Consider the following 15,556-nt stretch of genomic DNA (forward strand, 5'->3'; position numbering starts at 1 on the left):
CTGTCCGCTCAGCCCGGCCCCATCGGCCAAGCCCCGCCGGGAAGCGAGACTCGCGCTCCACATCGCGGGAAAGGCGGTAGATCTTGGAACGAAAGTGCCCCTGGGGGGGCCGTTTCCTACCGAGATCTGCCGCGCTCGGCCGGCGCGGTGGCCCGATTCGGTGACCGAGGAGTTTGTGTCGGGAGGGGCGCCGACGGAGACGCGAACTCCTTGATCAAGGCGGCGACGGGGGCAGTGGGAGGGGGAGAGGCCCAGGGGCGGGGTCGGTAGGGTTTCGGTATGGAAGCGTTCGTGCCGCTGGCGGAGCGGATCGTCGAGGCGTTGCTGGAGAGCCGGCCCGGGCTGGCCACCACCGCCGGGGACCACCGCTACGACGACCGGCTGCCCGACCTCTCCCCCGACGCGCTCGCCGCCGACCAGGCGATGCTGAAGGACGCGGCCGACGCGCTCTCCGAGATCGACCCGGACACGCTCGACGTCGAGGAGAGCGTCGACCACGCGCTGCTCAGCAGCCTGGTCGACCGCGGGCTGTTCGAGGCGACCGAGATCCGCGGCCACGAGTGGGACCCGCTGCGCCACAATCCCGGCCCGCTGCTGCACGCGTTGCTGGCCCGCCCCTACGCCCCGGTCGAGGAGCGCCTGACCCACCTGGCGGGGCGTCTCGCCGCCGTACCGGACGCCCTGGCCACCGCGCGCGCGACGCTGCGCGACATGCCGCGGATCCACGCCGAGACGGCGGTCGGGCAGTTCACCGGCACCGCGGCCCTGGTCCGCGACGAGGTGCCCGCGCTGCTCGCCCAGGCGCCCGCGTTGCGTGACCGGGTCGGGCCGGCCGCCACGGCGGCGATCGCCGCGCTCGACGAGTTCGTGGCCTGGCTGCGCGCGGGGCTGGCCGCCGACGCCGGCCCCGGGCGTGACCCCCGGCTGGGCCGGCGGCGCTGGGAGGCGCGGCTCTGGCACACGCTCGACACCGAGCTGGGCGCCGCCGAGGTGCAGCGCCGCGCCTGGGCCAACCTCGACCGGGTCACCGAGGAGATCCGGGCGGCGGCCGTCGAGCTGGTCGGTGGTCCGGCCGACGACGAGACGGTACGCCGGGCGCTGGACCTGCTCGCGGCCGAGCGCCCCGACGACGCCACCATCGTCGACCTCGCCTCCGTCACGCTCGACGAGGCGAGTGACTTCGTCCGCCGGCACGACCTGGTGAGCCTGGTCGACGACCCGTGCGTGATCCAGGAGATGCCGGAGTTCGCCAGGGGGGTGGCGGTGGCCTACTGCGACTCGCCCGGCCCCCTGGAGACGGCCGACGTGCCGACGTTCTACTGCATCGCGCCCACCCCGGCGGACTGGCCGGCGCAGCGGGTCGAGTCGTTCTACCGGGAGTACAACGACCACATGATCCGCAACCTGACCGTGCACGAGGCGATGCCGGGTCACTTCCTCCAGCTCGCCCACGCGCGGCGCCACGCCGGCCCGACCCGGGTGCGGGCGCTCACCGAGTCCGGTGTGTTCATCGAGGGGTGGGCGGTCTACACCGAGGAGCTGATGGCCGGGCTCGGCTTCGGCGGGCTGCCGGTGCGCCTGCAACAGCTCAAGATGCAGCTCCGGATGACCATCAACGCGCTGCTCGACCAGCTCGTGCACTGCGACGACCTGCCCGAGTCGGAGGCGATGGCGCTGATGACCGGGCGCGGCTTCCAGGAGGAGGGCGAGGCGGCCGGCAAGTGGCGGCGGGCGTTGCTCACCTCCACCCAGCTCTCCACCTACTTCGTCGGCTACAGCGAGATGGCCGACATCGCCGCCGCGCGACCCGCCGACGTGCCGGTCCGGGACTGGCACGACGCGATGCTGGCGCACGACTGCCCGCCCCCGCGCCACCTGCGTACGCTGCTGGGGCTCTGACGGGTCAACCGCGCGCGACCACCGCGTCGATCAGCCAGCGGGACAGGGAGTAGGCCGGCGGCAGCTCGGCCGGTAACGCGTCCACCGGGAACCAGCGGGCCTCGGTCAGCTCCGCCCGGTCGACCACCGGCTCCGCGGCCGGATCGGCCACGGTTGCGGTGAAACCGGCGAGCAGTGTGCCCGGCCCGGACAGCGCCCACGGCTGGCTGTCCACGTACGCGGGGCGGTCCAGCGTCAGGCCGACCTCCTCGGCGACCTCGCGGTGCACCGCCGCCTCCAGCGACTCGCCCGCCTCGACGAAGCCGGCGACGAGCGCCCACAGCTCCGTCGGCCCGTGGGCGTGCCGGACCAGCAGAAGCTCGCCCGGGCGGGTGATCGCGGTCAGCACCGCGACGGACAGCGGCACGTACACGGTCAGCCCGCACGTCGGGCAGCGCCGCGCGGTCTCGCCCGGCACGTCGGCCAGCTCGGCCCGGCAGGCCCCGCACCACCGGTGCGTACGCCGCCAGGTGACCACGGCGAGTGCGCGCCCCGCCAGGTCCGCCGAGGCGGCGGGCAGTTCGGCCGCGAGGCCGCGCCAGCTCCGCCACCGGCCGGGCAGGGATTCCGGGTCGGTGACCTCGGTCGCCCAGGCCGGCACCCCGTCCAGCGTGCCGACCGCCACCCAGCCGGTCCCGGCGGGCAGTTCGCCGATCCGCGGCGGCCTCCCGTCGGCGCCCGTCAGCAGCTTCCGCCCGGCCACCGCGAGGGCCAGGTCGCCCGGTTCCGGCGGCCGCGCGTGGTCGGCGACGGGACGGAAGCCCGGTGCGTCGGCGGCGCGGGACGTGGGGTTTCCGGTGCCGCCGGGATTCACGACGTGGTGGTGCGGCGGTCGACCACGCCGGCGCCGGGCGGCACCGCGAACGCGGCGGCCTCGACCGTCTCGGTGTAGCGGCTCAGCGTCACCTCGGCCGGCTTGCCGTCGAGCCGGCCGGTGAAGCTGCCCAGCACCCCTTCGTTGGTCACGCAGGCGGCGAAGCGTTCCCCGGCGTTCGTGACGTCGACGCAGGTGGCGTGGTGCCCGGCCAGCGTGGTGTCGCTCTGCGTGATGACCGCCTCGGGCCGCAGCGCGGCGTCGGTGAGCAGCCGGATCACCGCCGGCGGGGTGACCAGGCCCTGCTTGCGGGCCTCGCCGTAGACGATCACCGACGGCTTGCCGGCGGTGAGCAACGGCGGGGACACGGTGCAGGAGGTGCGGGCGGCGGTGCTCGCGCACCGGGTCACCGCCTCCTGGGTCACCGTGATCTTGCCGCCGGGCCAGGTGTAGGTGGAGCGGAGCGGCTCCTCGGTCTGGGCGATCGAGGCGGTCCGCCCGCCGTCGAGCTGGTATTCGGCGGCCCAGGTCTGCTCCAGCGCCCGGTCCATCCGCGCGGCGAGGTCGTTGACCAGGTCGGCCCGGCCGAGGGCGACCCCCGCGTCGTCCAGGGCCTGGCATCCGGTGACCGAGAGCGACACGATGACCGAGGCGGCGAGCACACGGAGAGTCGTCGAGGCGGCTGGCATGATGCCCAGCCTTGTCGATCGGCGCAACCTCTCGCAAACCCGTTGCCGGTTGACGCCCGGTAATCCGGGAATGTCCGTCTCGGCGGGCGCCGTGGGGTCCGCCCCGAGCGGCGTACGGGAGGGCGGGGACCGATACGCTGCGTTCAACACCTGCCTCAGCCGCACCGTCGCGGCCCATACCGGACCGGAACCACACAAACGAGGAGCGACTCAGTGGCAACCATCGAGGGAATCGTCGCCCGGGAGATCCTGGACTCGCGGGGCAACCCGACGGTCGAGGTCGAGGTCGGGCTCGACGACGGCACGATCGCCCGCGCCGCGGTGCCGTCCGGCGCCTCCACCGGCGCCTTCGAGGCGGTCGAGCTGCGCGACGGTGACAAGGACCGCTACCTGGGCAAGGGCGTCGAGAAGGCCGTCGCCAACATCGAGGACCGGATCGTCGACCAGCTCATCGGCTACGAGGCCAGTGAGCAGCGGCTGATCGACCAGAAGATGATCGACATCGACGGCTCGGACAACAAGGGCGAGCTGGGCGCCAACGCCATCCTCGGCGTCTCCCTGGCCGTGGCGAAGGCCGCCGCCGGCAGCGCCGAGCTGAGCCTCTTCCGCTACCTGGGCGGCCCGAACGCGCACCTGCTCCCGGTGCCGATGATGAACATCCTCAACGGTGGCGCGCACGCCGACTCGAACGTCGACATCCAGGAGTTCATGATCGCGCCGATCGGCGCGCCGACGTTCCGGGACGCGCTGCGCTCCGGCGCCGAGGTCTACCACGCGCTGAAGACGGTGCTGAAGAAGAAGGACCTGTCGACCGGGCTCGGCGACGAGGGCGGCTTCGCCCCGAACCTGCCCACCAACGCCGCCGCGCTGGACCTGATCGCCGAGGCGGTCGAGAAGGCCGGCTACCGGCTCGGCACCGACATCGTCTTCGCGCTCGACGTGGCCGCCACCGAGTTCTTCGACAACGGCAGCTACACGTTCGAGGGCAGCGCCAAGAGCGCCGAGGAGATGAGCAACTACTACACCAAGCTGGCCGGCGACTACCCGATCGTGTCCATCGAGGACCCGCTGGCCGAGGACGACTGGAGCGGCTGGGCCACCCTGACCGCCGCGCTGGGCGACCGGATCCAGATCGTCGGTGACGACCTGTTCGTGACCAACCCGCAGCGCATCGCCCGGGGCATCGCCGAGCAGGCCGCCAACGCGGTGCTGGTCAAGGTCAACCAGATCGGCTCGCTCACCGAGACGCTGGACGCCGTGGACCTGGCCCACCGGGCCGGCTTCCGGTGCATGATGAGCCACCGTTCCGGCGAGACCGAGGACACCACCATCGCCGACCTGGCGGTCGCCACCGGCTGCGGGCAGATCAAGACCGGCGCGCCGGCCCGCTCCGACCGGGTGGCCAAGTACAACCAGCTGCTCCGGATCGAGGAGGAGTTGGCGGACGCGGCGCGGTACGCCGGCGCCGGCGCGTTCCCGCGTTACCGTTCGGCCTGAGGCCGACGCTCCGGGGGAGGGGTGTGACGATGCAGCAGCGCCGCACACCGGGTGGCCAGCGCCCCGCCCGTCGGCCGGGTCAGGCCGGCCGGGCGGGCGGTGCCCGGGTCCGGTCCACGGCCCGTGACGGCGTCCGCGCCGAGCAGCGGGCCGCCGGCCGGTCACCCGGCACGGCCCGCGCCACCGACGGCGTACGCTCCGCGAGCCGCCCGGCCGCGGCCCGGCGTACCGCGGCCGGTGGCGCGGTCAAGCGGCTCACCGCACCCCAACCCCGGCGCTTCACCGGGCGCGCCACCGTGCTGTTCGCGGTGCTGATCGCGCTCGCCCTGGCATACACCTACCCGGTCCGGGTCTATCTGGACCAGCAGGCCGACATCGAGCGGATGGAAGCCGCGCAGGCCGCGCAGCGGGCCGAGATCGAGCGGCTCACCGCCGAGGCGGCCAAGTGGAAGGACCCGGAGTACGTCAAGACGCAGGCCCGGGAGCGCTTCTTCATGGGCAAGCCCGGCGAGACGCTGCTGGTGGTGCTCTCCGACCCGGACGGCGCCGCCAAGGACGCCGGCAAGGGCGCGAAGGCGGGGGCGCCCAAGCCGCCCGACCCCTGGTACGACACCCTGTGGTCGAGCGTGCAGGCGGCCAACGCCGAGCGCCCCGACAAGTGAGCACCACACGAGAGGTCCTGTTGTGAGCGTCGAACCACCGCTGGAGCCGGCGGCGGACTCCGTACCCCTGCCGGAACGTCAGCCAGCCACCGAGGCCGACCTGGCCGCGGTGGCCGCGCAGCTCGGACGCCGGCCGCGCGGCACCCGGGCGGTGGCCCACCGGTGCCCGTGCGGCCTGCCCGACGTGGTGGAGACGACGCCCCGGCTGGCCGACGGCACGCCGTTCCCGACGCTGTTCTACCTGACCTGCCCGCGCGCCACGGCGGCGTGCAGCCGGCTGGAGTCGGCCGGGCTGATGAAGGAGATGGCCGAGCGGCTCGCCGAGGACCCGGAGCTGGCGGCGCGGTACCGGGCGGCGCACGAGGACTACCTGACCCGCCGGGAGGCGATCGGTGCGGTGCCGGAGATCGCCGGCATCTCGGCCGGCGGCATGCCGGGACGGGTGAAGTGCCTGCACGTGCACCTGGGCCACGCGCTGGGCGCCGGCCCGGGGGTGAACCCGTTCGGCGACGAGACGCTGACGCTGGTGGAGAAGTGGTGGGCCGCCGGCCCGTGCGTGGACGCGCCCGCGGCGGAGTGAGATGAGCACCGTCGACGAGGTCGTGGTCCGCCGGGCCCGCACCGGTGACGTACGCGGCATCCGCCGGCTGGTCGACACCTACACCGACGACCGGCGGCTGCTCAGCAAGGCCACCGTGACGCTCTACGAGGACGTGCAGGAGTTCCGGGTGGCGGTCACCGGAGACGGCACGGTGGTGGGGTGCGGCGCGCTGCACGTGATGTGGGAGGACCTGGCCGAGATCCGGACGGTGGCGGTCGACCCGTCGTGCCGGGGTCACCGGATCGGGCACCGAATCGTCGGCGAGCTGATCGACGCGGCGCGGGAGGTCGGGGTCGCGCGGATCTTCGTGCTCACCTTCGAGACCGGCTTCTTCGGCTCGTTCGGCTTCCGCGAGATCGACGGCGCGCCCGTCCCGCAGCCGGTCTACGAGCAGTTGCTCCGCTCCTACGACGAGGGCGTGGCGGAGTTCCTGGACCTGGAACGGGTCAAGCCCAACACCCTCGGCAACAGCCGCATGCTCCTCCGCCTCTGACCGGCAGGCTGCCGTAGGGTGGGCGCCGTGAGTGCGCGTGTGGCCGCCATCGACTGCGGGACCAACTCGATCCGACTGCTGATCGCCGACCTGCCCGAGGCATCGGCCGGGGACTCCGCGCCGCTTGCCGACGTCAGCCGGCGGATGGAGATCGTCCGGCTGGGGCAGGGCGTCGACCAGACCGGCATGCTCGCCCCGGAGGCGATCGAGCGGACCCGCGTCGCGCTCGCCGACTACGCGGCGGAGATCGAGAAGTCCGGCGCCGAGCGGGTACGCATGTGCGCCACCTCGGCCTCCCGCGACGCCTCCAACGCCGCCGACTTCCGCGCCATGGTGGAGCGCACGCTCGGCGTACCGCCCGAGGTGGTGACCGGCGACGGGGAGGCGCGGCTGTCGTTCACCGGCGCGGTGCGCGGACTGCCCGCCGAGGCCGAACCGCCGTACCTGGTGGTCGACATCGGCGGCGGCTCGACCGAGTTCGTCGTCGGCACCCGCGCCGACGGTGTGCGCGGCGCGATCTCGGTGGACATCGGCTGCGTCCGGATGACCGAACGCCACCTGCACGGCGACCCGCCGGCCGCGGCGCAGATCGCCGCCGCCGAGGCCGACATCGCCGCCGCCGTCGACCGCGCGCTCGCCGCCGTGCCCGGCCGCGAGGCCGCCACGCTGGTCGGGCTCGCCGGTTCGGTCACCACAGTGGTCGCCCTGGCGCAAGGGCTCCGGGAGTACGACCCCAGCCGCATCCACCACGCCCGGGTCTCGTACGAGCAGGTGGCCGAGGTGACCGCCGACCTGCTCGGCAAGAGCAGCGAGCAGCGGCTGGCGTACCCGGTGATGCACCCGGGGCGGGCGGACGTGATCGGCGCGGGCGCGCTGGTGCTGCGGGTGATCATGGAGCGGGCCGGGATGCCCTCGGTGGTCGCCTCCGAGCACGACATCCTCGACGGCATCGCCTGGAGCCTCGCCTAGCGCCAACTCCTTGGTCAACGGCGAGGGTCGGCGTCAGTCCGTCGCCAGATCGGGGCGGTGTTCCTTGATCCACTTTTCGACGTCCGACTTCCGCCAGACCTTGCCCATCGCCAGCACTGCGATCGGCTCCGGGAAGTTCCGTTGGTTGGCGATCACTGACGCGCGCTGACGCGACACGTTGCCGAGCATCGCCCGGATCTCCGACACGCCCACCAGCTCCACAGGTTGACGATGGCAGCGTTGCTGTCGGCAGACAGCGACAACTACGCAGGCTGTTGACAGCGACAACAGTAGGCGACACCATCGGGGGATGACCGCGAGGAACTGTTCTCCCGTACCCGATCGCGGCCGGCGGGCCGTGCTGCCGCACGTACCCATGCGGCCCCTGTGGTTGTGCCGGGCGTGCGCGGCACCCTGGCCGTGCCAGCCGGCGCGGTTGTTGCTGCTCCTCGACTATCGGCGTGACCGCGTCGCCCTGTCGATCCACATGGCGGGCTGCCTGTTCGATGCCACCGCCGACCTGCTGCGCGCCAACCCGAATCCGGCCGACCTGTTCGAGCGTTTCATCGGGTGGACCGCCCGCCTGTAGGTGCTGTGCCGTTGACGGTAGTACGCAATGCGCACTAGTGTGCGGAGCGTGGATACCACGCAGCTCCTCAAGGGCGTGCTCGACCTGGCGGTGCTCGCCGTCCTCAAGGACGAGGACGGGTACGGCTACGACATCCTGCGCCGGCTGCGCGAGGCGGGCCTGACCGAGGTCGGCGACGCCTCGGTCTACGGCACGCTGCGCCGCCTCTTCGCGGCCGGCCTGCTGACCACGTACGTGGTGCCGAGCGAGTCCGGACCGCACCGCAAGTACTACTCGTTGAACGCTTCGGGGCGGGACCAGCTCACCCGCTCCGGCAAGACTTGGCGCTCGTTCGCCACCACCATGGACGCACTGCTCGACGATCGGGGGATGGCGGCATGACCGTCACTGGGCAGGAGATCACGGACTACGTCGACCGGGTGCGGGCCGCGCTCGCCGACCTGCCGCCGGCTCGGCGGGACGAGTTGACCGAGGACCTTCCGGAGCACCTGGCCGAGGTCGCCGCCGAGGGCGAGGGCGCCCTGGTCGACCGGCTGGGCCCGCCGGAGGCGTACGCGGCGGAGCTGCGGACCGCGGCGGGCGCGGAGCCGGGCGGGCGACCGGTCCGCCTGCGCCGGCTGTCCGCCGCGCGCGACAACGCGGTCACCCAGCTGCGCCTGCTCGACCGCCAGCTCGGCCCGGTGCTCGGTCACGACACGGTGAGCGACTTCCTGCGCCCGCTACGCCCGGCCTGGTGGTTGGTACGCGGCTGGCTGGCCGCCCTGCTCGTGGCCGCGATGACGGACGGGCAGGTCGGCCTGGTGCCGCGGCTCGGCACCAACACCTCCGCCGGGTTGCTGGTGCTCATCGGCGCGGTCGTCGCGTCGGTGTGGTGGGGCCACCGTTCCGCCGGCCTCACCGGGTGGCCGCGACGGCTGCACCACCTGGGCACCGCCGCGCTGCTGTTGTTCTCGGTCGCCGTGCTCGCCGAGGTGGACCAGCGGGCCGGCGGCGTCGGCCCCGCCGACTACGAGCAGGTGGCGGTGGATCGCCGGTACGACCGGATCGAGGACGTCTTCGTCTACGACCAGCAGGGACGCCTGATCCGCGACGCGCAGCTCTTCGACCAGAACGGCGTGCCGATCCGCCTCGGTTGGCCGAACTGCCTGGACTCGTCCGGCGCCGTGCCGGCTCCGCGCAACGCCTACCCGTACTGCCCGGAACTGGCCCCGTTCGGGCCGCCGGAACCGCCGTCACCCGCCCCGCCCGCGCCCACCGCGGGCGGCACGCCCGCGCCGGCGGCGACCGGCCTGCCGTCCGCGCCCGCGCCGACCGGCCCGCCGGGAGCGCCGACGCCGACGCGCTGAGGCCGGCCGCGCCGTTCGGTCCCATCCCGGCATCCCCGATCCGCGCCTGTCGAGCTGAGTCGTCAACGACATCAGCTCGACAGGCGTCTCGCCGTGCACCCGCCGCGAGGCTCACCTGTCCGGCGGGTCGACAGGAGGTGAATGCCACTGTTCTTCCGTCTTCCCCGGGCCGGTGACCGCGTGGCACGCTACCGGCACGTAACACCCAACTGTGCGACCAGCCAACGATGACTGACCGCTAGGAGGACGGGCCCATGGGCGAGATGGTGAGCTTCACCGGCAACGGGGGGACGAGCGAGGGGTATCTCGCGATACCCTCCGGCGGTGCGGCGAGCCCAGCGGTCATCGTCATCCAGGACTGGTGGGGCCTGGTGCCCCACGTGCGGGCCGTGGTCGACCGCTTCGCCGACGCCGGCTTCGTCGCCCTCGCGCCCGACTTCCGGCACGGCGGCCCGGCCAGCAAGCCGACCGAGCCGCGGCAGATGCTGAACAGCACCCAGATGGACGAGGCGGCGAGCGACATCGCGGCCGCCGCCGAATACCTGGCGGGCCGGCCCGAGGTCGCCGGCAAGGTGGGCTGCGCCGGCTTCTGCGCGGGCGCCAGCCTGGCCCTGTGGTCCGGCACGTTCTCCGAGCGCATCGTCGCGACCGCCGGCTTCTACCCCCGCCTGCCCTGGGAGGGCATGGCCGACGGCAGCGCCGGCTGGGGCGGCTACGCCGGTAAGGCGGCGCTCATCCACTGCTCCGAGGCGGACGGCCTCTCCGCCGCCGACGGGGTGCAGAGCGTACGCCGGTCCATCGAGGCCGCCGGGGGGACCTGCCAGACGTTCGACTACCCGGGCACCGCGCACGCGTTCTTCAACGAGGACCGGCCGGAGCACTTCGACCAGCGGGCCGCCGCCACCGCCTGGGCCCGCACCCTGGAACTGTTCCGGGCGAAGCTTGGCTGAGTCGCGTACCCCCGGCGAGGTGGTCGCCCGCGCCGCGCGGGCGACCGACCTGACCGACCTCGACGGCGCGGTCAGCGACTGCTTCGCCTGCCCCCGCCTGGTGACGTGGCGGGAGGAGGTGGCCCAGGTCAAGCGGGCCGCGTTCCGCGACCAGGACTACTGGGGACGGCCGGTGCCCGGCTTCGGCCCGCCGGACGCGCGCATCGCGATCCTCGGCCTGGCGCCGGCCGCGCACGGCGGCAACCGCACCGGGCGGATCTTCACCGGGGACCGGTCGGGGGACGTGCTCTTCGCCGCGCTGCACCGGGCCGGGCTGGCCAACCAACCGACCAGTGTGTCCGCCGACGACGGCCTCGCGCTCCGCGACACCCGCATCTTCGCCGCCGTGCGGTGCGCCCCACCGGACAACAAGCCCACCCCGGCCGAGCGGGACACGTGCGCGCCGTGGCTGCACCGGGAGGTCGACCTGGTACGCCCCACCGTGCGCGTGGTGGTCGCGCTGGGCGCGTTCGCCTGGGCCGCGTGGTGGCCGGTGCTGCGGCACGTGTACGGGCAGCGCCCGCCCACACCGCGCCCGGCGTTCGGCCATGGGGCACACTGGTCCGGCGAGTCGGTGCCGACGTTGCTCGGCTGCTATCACGTCAGCCAGCAGAACACGTTCACCGGCCGGCTCACGCCGGCGATGCTCGACGACGTGTTCACCCGGGCGAAGCACCTGGCCGGGGTGGACTGACGAACACCTGAGGCGGTGGGATGGACTTCGGCGTACTGCGCCGGTGGTGGCCGGTCGCGGCGGTGACGGCGCTGCTCGCGGTCGCCGCGCTCGCCGCCGGGCACTCGGCCATCGGCGCCAGCCGGATCCCGCCCGTCTCGGACACCATCCCGTACGTGCCGGAGTACCCGTCGGAGACGCCCTCGTTCCCGGTCGAGCCCCGGCAGGCCGGCGAGCAGACCTCCGGCGGGATACCGGACTGGCTGGTCCTCGCCGCGATGGTGCTGCTGGCCGCGGTCGTGCTGGCCGTCGTCGGGTACGTGCTCTGGACGGTAGTCGGCGGCGCGCTGCGCCGGACCACCCGCGCGGTGCCGGTGCAACGGGCCCGACGGAGCGCCGCGGGCACCGCCCGCGAGGTGATGGCGGCCCTGGACGCCGGACTGGTCGAACTGGACGACCGGTCCACCGACCCGCGCACCGCGGTGATCGCCTGCTGGGTCCGCCTGGAGGAAGCGGCCGAGGAGGCCGGTGTGCCGCGGCACACCGGGGACACCCCCACCGACCTGGTCGGTCGGCTGCTGCGCGGTGACCCGGCGGCGGGCATCCCGGCCATCGCCAGCGCCGACGTGCTGGACGGATTCGCGCACGTCTACCGGGAGGCCCGCTATGCCACCCACCCGGTCGACGAGCGCACCCGGGACCAGGCCCGCGCCGCGTTGCGCCGCCTGCGCGGCGAGCTGACCAGCGTGGTGGCCGGGGAGGTCCCGGCATGAGCACCAGCATCGACGACCTGCTCGCGTTCGGCGACGAGCCCGCCGGGGAGGTCGAGCGACCCTCGGGCGGCCGGGCGCGCTGGCTGCTGCGGACCGCCGCGGTGACCGCCGCCGTCGTGGCGGTGGTCATGGTCGCGTTGAGCGCCGTCGGCCTGCGGGTGCCGATCTGGATCATCGTCGCGGGGGTGCTCGCCGTGCTCGCCGTACGCCGGGTCACCGCCGCGCTCTCACCCCCGCCCCCGCCCCGCGCCGGCGTCCGGACCCCCGTCGGGGAGGAACCGGGCACCTGGAACTGGTCCTCGCGGGACGCGTTGCGTACCGCCATCAACGGGTGGGAACGTCCGTTGGACTGGTGCGGCGGCAACCGCGAGCGGTTCACCGAGCGGGTGCTGCCCCGCCTGGGCGAGCTGGCCGACGAGCGGCTGCGCCAGCGGCACGGGGTGACCCGCGAGTCCGACCCGGCGCGGGCCCGCGCGCTGCTGGGCGAGCAGCTCTGGACGTTCCTCGGCACCCCCGCCCGCCGCCCCCCGACGCCGCGCGACCTCGCGGCGATCGTCGCCGAACTGGAGAAGATCTGATGAACGACGTGGACCGGAGCATGCCCCCCGCCGAGGTGGGCCGGCTCGCCCGGGCCGTCCTGGACGCGGTCGGCACCGTCGTGGTGGGCAAGCGCGAGGCGTTGGAGCTGGTGCTGGCCGGCATCCTCGCCGGCGGTCACGTGCTGCTGGAGGACCTGCCCGGCCTGGGCAAGACGCTCACCGCGCGCTCCTTCGCGCAGGCGCTCGGGCTGGACTTCCGCCGGCTCCAGTTCACTCCGGACCTGCTGCCCGCCGACGTCACCGGCTCCTTCCTCTACGACCAGCGCACCGGTGACTTCTCCTTCCGCGCCGGGCCGGTCTTCACCAACCTGCTGCTCGCCGACGAGATCAACCGGACGCCGCCGAAGACCCAGTCGGCGCTGCTGGAGGCGATGCAGGAGAAGCAGGTGTCGGTGGAGGGCGTGACCTACCGGCTGGACGAGCCGTTCCACGTGCTGGCCACCGCCAACCCGATCGAGTACGAGGGCACCTACCCGCTGCCGGAGGCGCAGCTCGACCGGTTCCTGCTGCGGGTCTCGTTCGGCTACCCGAACCACGACGAGGAGTGGGAGGTGCTGCGCCGACGGATCGCCCGCCGCCGCGAGGAGGCCGAGATCACCCCGGTGGTGGACGCCGGCACGCTGCGCGCCATGCAGGCCGCGCTGGAGGACGTGGTCGTCGAGGACTCGGTCGGCCGGTACATCGTGGCGCTCACCTCGGCCACCCGGGACCACCCGTCGGTGCTGGTCGGCGCGTCCCCGCGCGGATCGCTGGCGCTGCTGCTGCTGTCCCGGGTGCGGGCGGTGCTGGCCAACCGGGACTACGTGGTGCCGGAGGACGTGAAGGCGGTGGCCGCGCCCGCGCTGGCTCACCGGATCACGCTGCGGCCGGAGATGTGGCTGCGCCGGGTCGATCCGTCCTTCGTGGTCGGTGAGGTGCTGGAGTCGACGCCGGCCCCGGCCAGCGGCGCGCTGCCCAGCTACGCCGCCGGGCGCTGATGGACGCCCGGGCCGAGCCGGCGAGCGGTTGGGCGCCCACCTGGGCGCTCGGCCGGGCCGTGCTGCTCACCGGCGTCCTGCTCGTCGCCGGTGTGCTGCTCGGCCGGATCGACCTGGTGGTGCTGGCCACGCCGTTCGCGCTGGGCACCGCGTACGCGCTGCGCCGCCGCCCGGCCGCGCAGCCGGAGCTGGAGCTGGGCGTCGGGGACACCCACCTGGTCGAGGGCGGGCCGATGGCCGCCACCGTGTCGGTGGCCAATTCGGACCTGGTCGGCTACGACATCGCGGTGGTGCGCACTCGGATGTCCCGGTGGCTGCGGGTGGAGCAGGTCGGCTTCGGCGGCGCCGGGCTGGACGTGCGCGACTCCGGCGGCGCGGGCCGTCCGTTCGTCACCTCGGTGCCCCGGGGCAGCGCGGTCGACCTGGAGCTGACCGGCACCGCGCTGCGCTGGGGTCGGCACCCGATCGGCCCGGCCGGGGTGCGGGTCGCCGCCGCCGACGGGCTGCTGGTGTCCCGGGCGGTGATCACCGACCCGATCCGGGCCCGGGTCTACCCGCGGACCGAGCCGTTCGACGCGGTCGAAGCGATGCCCCGGGCCGCCGGGCTGGTCGGCGCGCACCGGTCGCGGCGCCCGGGGGAGGGCGGCGAGCTCGCCGGGGTACGCGTCTTCGCGCCCGGTGACCGGCTGCGCCGGGTCGACTGGCGGGTGTCCCTGCGCGCCCGTCAGCTGCACGTCGCGGCCACCCTCTCGGACCGGGACGCCGAGGTGGTGGTGCTGCTGGACGTGCTGGCCGAGGCGGGTCGCTCCGGTGGGGTGGGCGGCGCGGCGTCGGTGCTCGACACCACGGTCCGGGCCGCCGCCGCGATCGCCGAGCACTACCTGCACCGGGGCGACCGGGTGGCGTTGCTGGAATACGGGCCGTCCGCCCGGCGGCTGCGCCCGGCCACCGGGCGGCGGCAGTACCTGACCGCGTTGGAGTGGCTGCTCGACGTGCACGCCGACTCCTCCCCGCACGAGCCGTACGACCAGGTCTTCGGGCCGCAGGTGCTCTCCTCGGACGCGCTTGTGGTGGTGCTCACCCCGCTGCTCGACGAGCGGTCGGCGCAGATGCTGGCCCGGCTGGCCCGGGGCGGGCGGTTCGTGGTGGCGGTGGACACGCTGCCCACCCAGCTGCCGGTGCCGAAGGAGCGGGGCTGGGCCGAGGTGGCGTACCGGCTGTGGCGGCTGGACCGGGACACGATGATCGGCCAGCTCCGCGAGCACGGGGTGCCGGTGGTGCGGTGGGCCGGCGCCGGCAGCCTGGACGAGGTACTGCGGGACGTGGCGCGGCTGGCCACCGCACCGAGAGCAGGTTTCTCATGACCGACGCGCTGATCGAGCGGGTGCGGGCGGTGCGGTACGCCGCCGCCCGGGTCAGCCCGCTGCCGCTGCTGGTGCGCGGCGGCATCTTCCTCGTCGTGCTGGCCGGTTTCCTGCTCGCGTACCCGGTGCAGGCCCTGACGTCGCGGTCGCTGCTGGCGCTGACCATCGCCGCGGTGCTGCCGGCGGTCGGGCCGAGGCGGGTCTGGCCGACGTTCACCGCGCTGGTGACGGTCGCCGGCTGGCTGCTGGCCACGCTCGGCTTCGACCGGCCACCGGCGCTGTGGCGGTTGCTGGCGGTCGCCACGCTGCTCTACCTGGCGCACACCCTCTGCGCGCTCGCCGCGCTGCTGCCCTACGACGGGTTGATCGATCCAGACCTGGTGCTGCGGTGGCTGGCCCGGGCCGGCGGCGTGGTGCTGGCCAGCGCCGTGGTCGGCATCGTGCTGGCCTGGCTCGGCGGGGTCGGCGGGTCCGGTGGCTCGCAGGTGGCGACGGTGGTGGGGCTGCTGGTCGCGGTGGGGCTGAGCGCGCTGCTGGGGTGGCTGCTGCGTCGCAGATGACGGGACACCCCGGAACGTTGCGC

Annotated in this window: 19 protein-coding genes; 16 read left to right on the forward strand and 3 right to left on the reverse strand. The window is 74.2% G+C overall.

What is annotated here, in order from left to right; all coding sequences use genetic code 11:
• Positions 1-279 precede the first annotated feature (279 nt).
• Positions 280-1,899 carry a DUF885 domain-containing protein gene (locus O7600_RS23360; RefSeq protein ID WP_281590649.1) on the forward strand — a complete coding sequence of 540 codons (1,620 nt, stop codon included), beginning with the start codon at positions 280-282 and terminating at the stop codon, positions 1,897-1,899.
• A gap of 4 nt (positions 1,900-1,903) precedes the next feature.
• Here O7600_RS23360 and nudC read toward each other — a convergent pair whose 3' ends face one another.
• Both nudC and O7600_RS23370 read right to left on the reverse strand, forming a co-directional pair.
• Entirely contained in the window at positions 1,904-2,752 is an 849-nt protein-coding gene (gene nudC / locus O7600_RS23365) for an NAD(+) diphosphatase (RefSeq protein ID WP_281590651.1), read from the reverse strand.
• Positions 2,749-3,441, reverse strand: coding sequence for a hypothetical protein (locus tag O7600_RS23370; protein WP_281590653.1), 693 nt, complete (start codon positions 3,439-3,441; stop codon positions 2,749-2,751). The genes nudC and O7600_RS23370 overlap by 4 nt, the downstream gene beginning before the upstream one ends.
• 213 nt (positions 3,442-3,654) lie before the next feature.
• Here O7600_RS23370 and eno point away from each other — a divergent pair, with 213 nt between their 5' ends.
• The 5 genes from eno to O7600_RS23395 are packed head-to-tail and all read left to right on the forward strand — an operon-like array spanning position 3,655 to position 7,663.
• On the forward strand, positions 3,655-4,938 hold the full coding sequence (eno, locus tag O7600_RS23375) for a phosphopyruvate hydratase (protein ID WP_091582000.1): 1,284 nt from the start codon (positions 3,655-3,657) through the stop codon (positions 4,936-4,938).
• Between the two features lie 29 nt (positions 4,939-4,967).
• A complete protein-coding gene (locus tag O7600_RS23380) occupies positions 4,968-5,600 on the forward strand; it encodes a septum formation initiator family protein (protein ID WP_281590656.1) in 633 nt (210 codons plus the stop codon).
• Positions 5,601-5,622: 22 nt separating this feature from the next.
• On the forward strand, positions 5,623-6,180 hold the full coding sequence (locus tag O7600_RS23385) for a DUF501 domain-containing protein (protein WP_281590657.1): 558 nt from the start codon (positions 5,623-5,625) through the stop codon (positions 6,178-6,180).
• Position 6,181: 1 nt separating this feature from the next.
• A complete protein-coding gene (locus O7600_RS23390; RefSeq protein WP_281590658.1) occupies positions 6,182-6,694 on the forward strand; it encodes an amino-acid N-acetyltransferase in 513 nt (170 codons plus the stop codon).
• Between the two features lie 39 nt (positions 6,695-6,733).
• Positions 6,734-7,663 (forward strand): Ppx/GppA phosphatase family protein, encoded by a 930-nt coding sequence (locus O7600_RS23395; RefSeq protein WP_281594250.1) that lies wholly within the window; start codon positions 6,734-6,736, stop codon positions 7,661-7,663.
• Positions 7,664-7,696: 33 nt separating this feature from the next.
• Here O7600_RS23395 and O7600_RS23400 read toward each other — a convergent pair whose 3' ends face one another.
• A complete protein-coding gene (locus tag O7600_RS23400; RefSeq protein WP_205775921.1) occupies positions 7,697-7,885 on the reverse strand; it encodes a hypothetical protein in 189 nt (62 codons plus the stop codon).
• A gap of 214 nt (positions 7,886-8,099) precedes the next feature.
• Between O7600_RS23400 and O7600_RS23405 the strand changes: the two genes are divergently transcribed.
• From O7600_RS23405 to O7600_RS23450, 10 genes are all read left to right on the forward strand, one after another.
• Positions 8,100-8,252 (forward strand): hypothetical protein, encoded by a 153-nt coding sequence (locus tag O7600_RS23405; RefSeq protein ID WP_281590659.1) that lies wholly within the window; start codon positions 8,100-8,102, stop codon positions 8,250-8,252.
• Between the two features lie 48 nt (positions 8,253-8,300).
• Positions 8,301-8,633: a PadR family transcriptional regulator gene (locus O7600_RS23410; RefSeq protein WP_091581984.1), complete on the forward strand. Its 333-nt coding sequence runs from the start codon at positions 8,301-8,303 to the stop codon at positions 8,631-8,633.
• Entirely contained in the window at positions 8,630-9,598 is a 969-nt protein-coding gene (locus O7600_RS23415; protein WP_281590660.1) for a hypothetical protein, read from the forward strand. The genes O7600_RS23410 and O7600_RS23415 overlap by 4 nt, the downstream gene beginning before the upstream one ends.
• Positions 9,599-9,852: 254 nt before the next feature.
• Positions 9,853-10,548, forward strand: a complete 696-nt coding sequence (locus O7600_RS23420) for a dienelactone hydrolase family protein (protein WP_281590661.1) — start codon at positions 9,853-9,855, stop codon at positions 10,546-10,548.
• A 19-nt stretch (positions 10,549-10,567) separates the two neighbouring features.
• Positions 10,568-11,281, forward strand: coding sequence for a uracil-DNA glycosylase (locus O7600_RS23425; protein ID WP_281594251.1), 714 nt, complete (start codon positions 10,568-10,570; stop codon positions 11,279-11,281).
• A gap of 20 nt (positions 11,282-11,301) precedes the next feature.
• Positions 11,302-12,033: a DUF4129 domain-containing protein gene (locus O7600_RS23430; protein ID WP_281590662.1), complete on the forward strand. Its 732-nt coding sequence runs from the start codon at positions 11,302-11,304 to the stop codon at positions 12,031-12,033.
• Positions 12,030-12,611 carry a hypothetical protein gene (locus O7600_RS23435; RefSeq protein ID WP_281590663.1) on the forward strand — a complete coding sequence of 194 codons (582 nt, stop codon included), beginning with the start codon at positions 12,030-12,032 and terminating at the stop codon, positions 12,609-12,611. Before O7600_RS23430 ends, O7600_RS23435 begins: the two co-directional genes overlap by 4 nt.
• Positions 12,611-13,609, forward strand: a complete 999-nt coding sequence (locus O7600_RS23440; RefSeq protein WP_281590664.1) for a MoxR family ATPase — start codon at positions 12,611-12,613, stop codon at positions 13,607-13,609. The genes O7600_RS23435 and O7600_RS23440 overlap by 1 nt, the downstream gene beginning before the upstream one ends.
• Complete coding sequence (locus O7600_RS23445; RefSeq protein WP_281590665.1) at positions 13,609-14,973, forward strand: DUF58 domain-containing protein; 1,365 nt, start codon at positions 13,609-13,611, stop codon at positions 14,971-14,973. The genes O7600_RS23440 and O7600_RS23445 overlap by 1 nt, the downstream gene beginning before the upstream one ends.
• A complete protein-coding gene (locus O7600_RS23450; protein WP_281590666.1) occupies positions 14,970-15,533 on the forward strand; it encodes a hypothetical protein in 564 nt (187 codons plus the stop codon). The genes O7600_RS23445 and O7600_RS23450 overlap by 4 nt, the downstream gene beginning before the upstream one ends.
• Positions 15,534-15,556: the final 23 nt, after the last annotated feature.

It is taken from the genome of Micromonospora sp. WMMA1998, from assembly GCF_027497375.1.
GTDB classification, from domain to species: Bacteria; Actinomycetota; Actinomycetes; order Mycobacteriales; family Micromonosporaceae; genus Micromonospora; species Micromonospora sediminicola.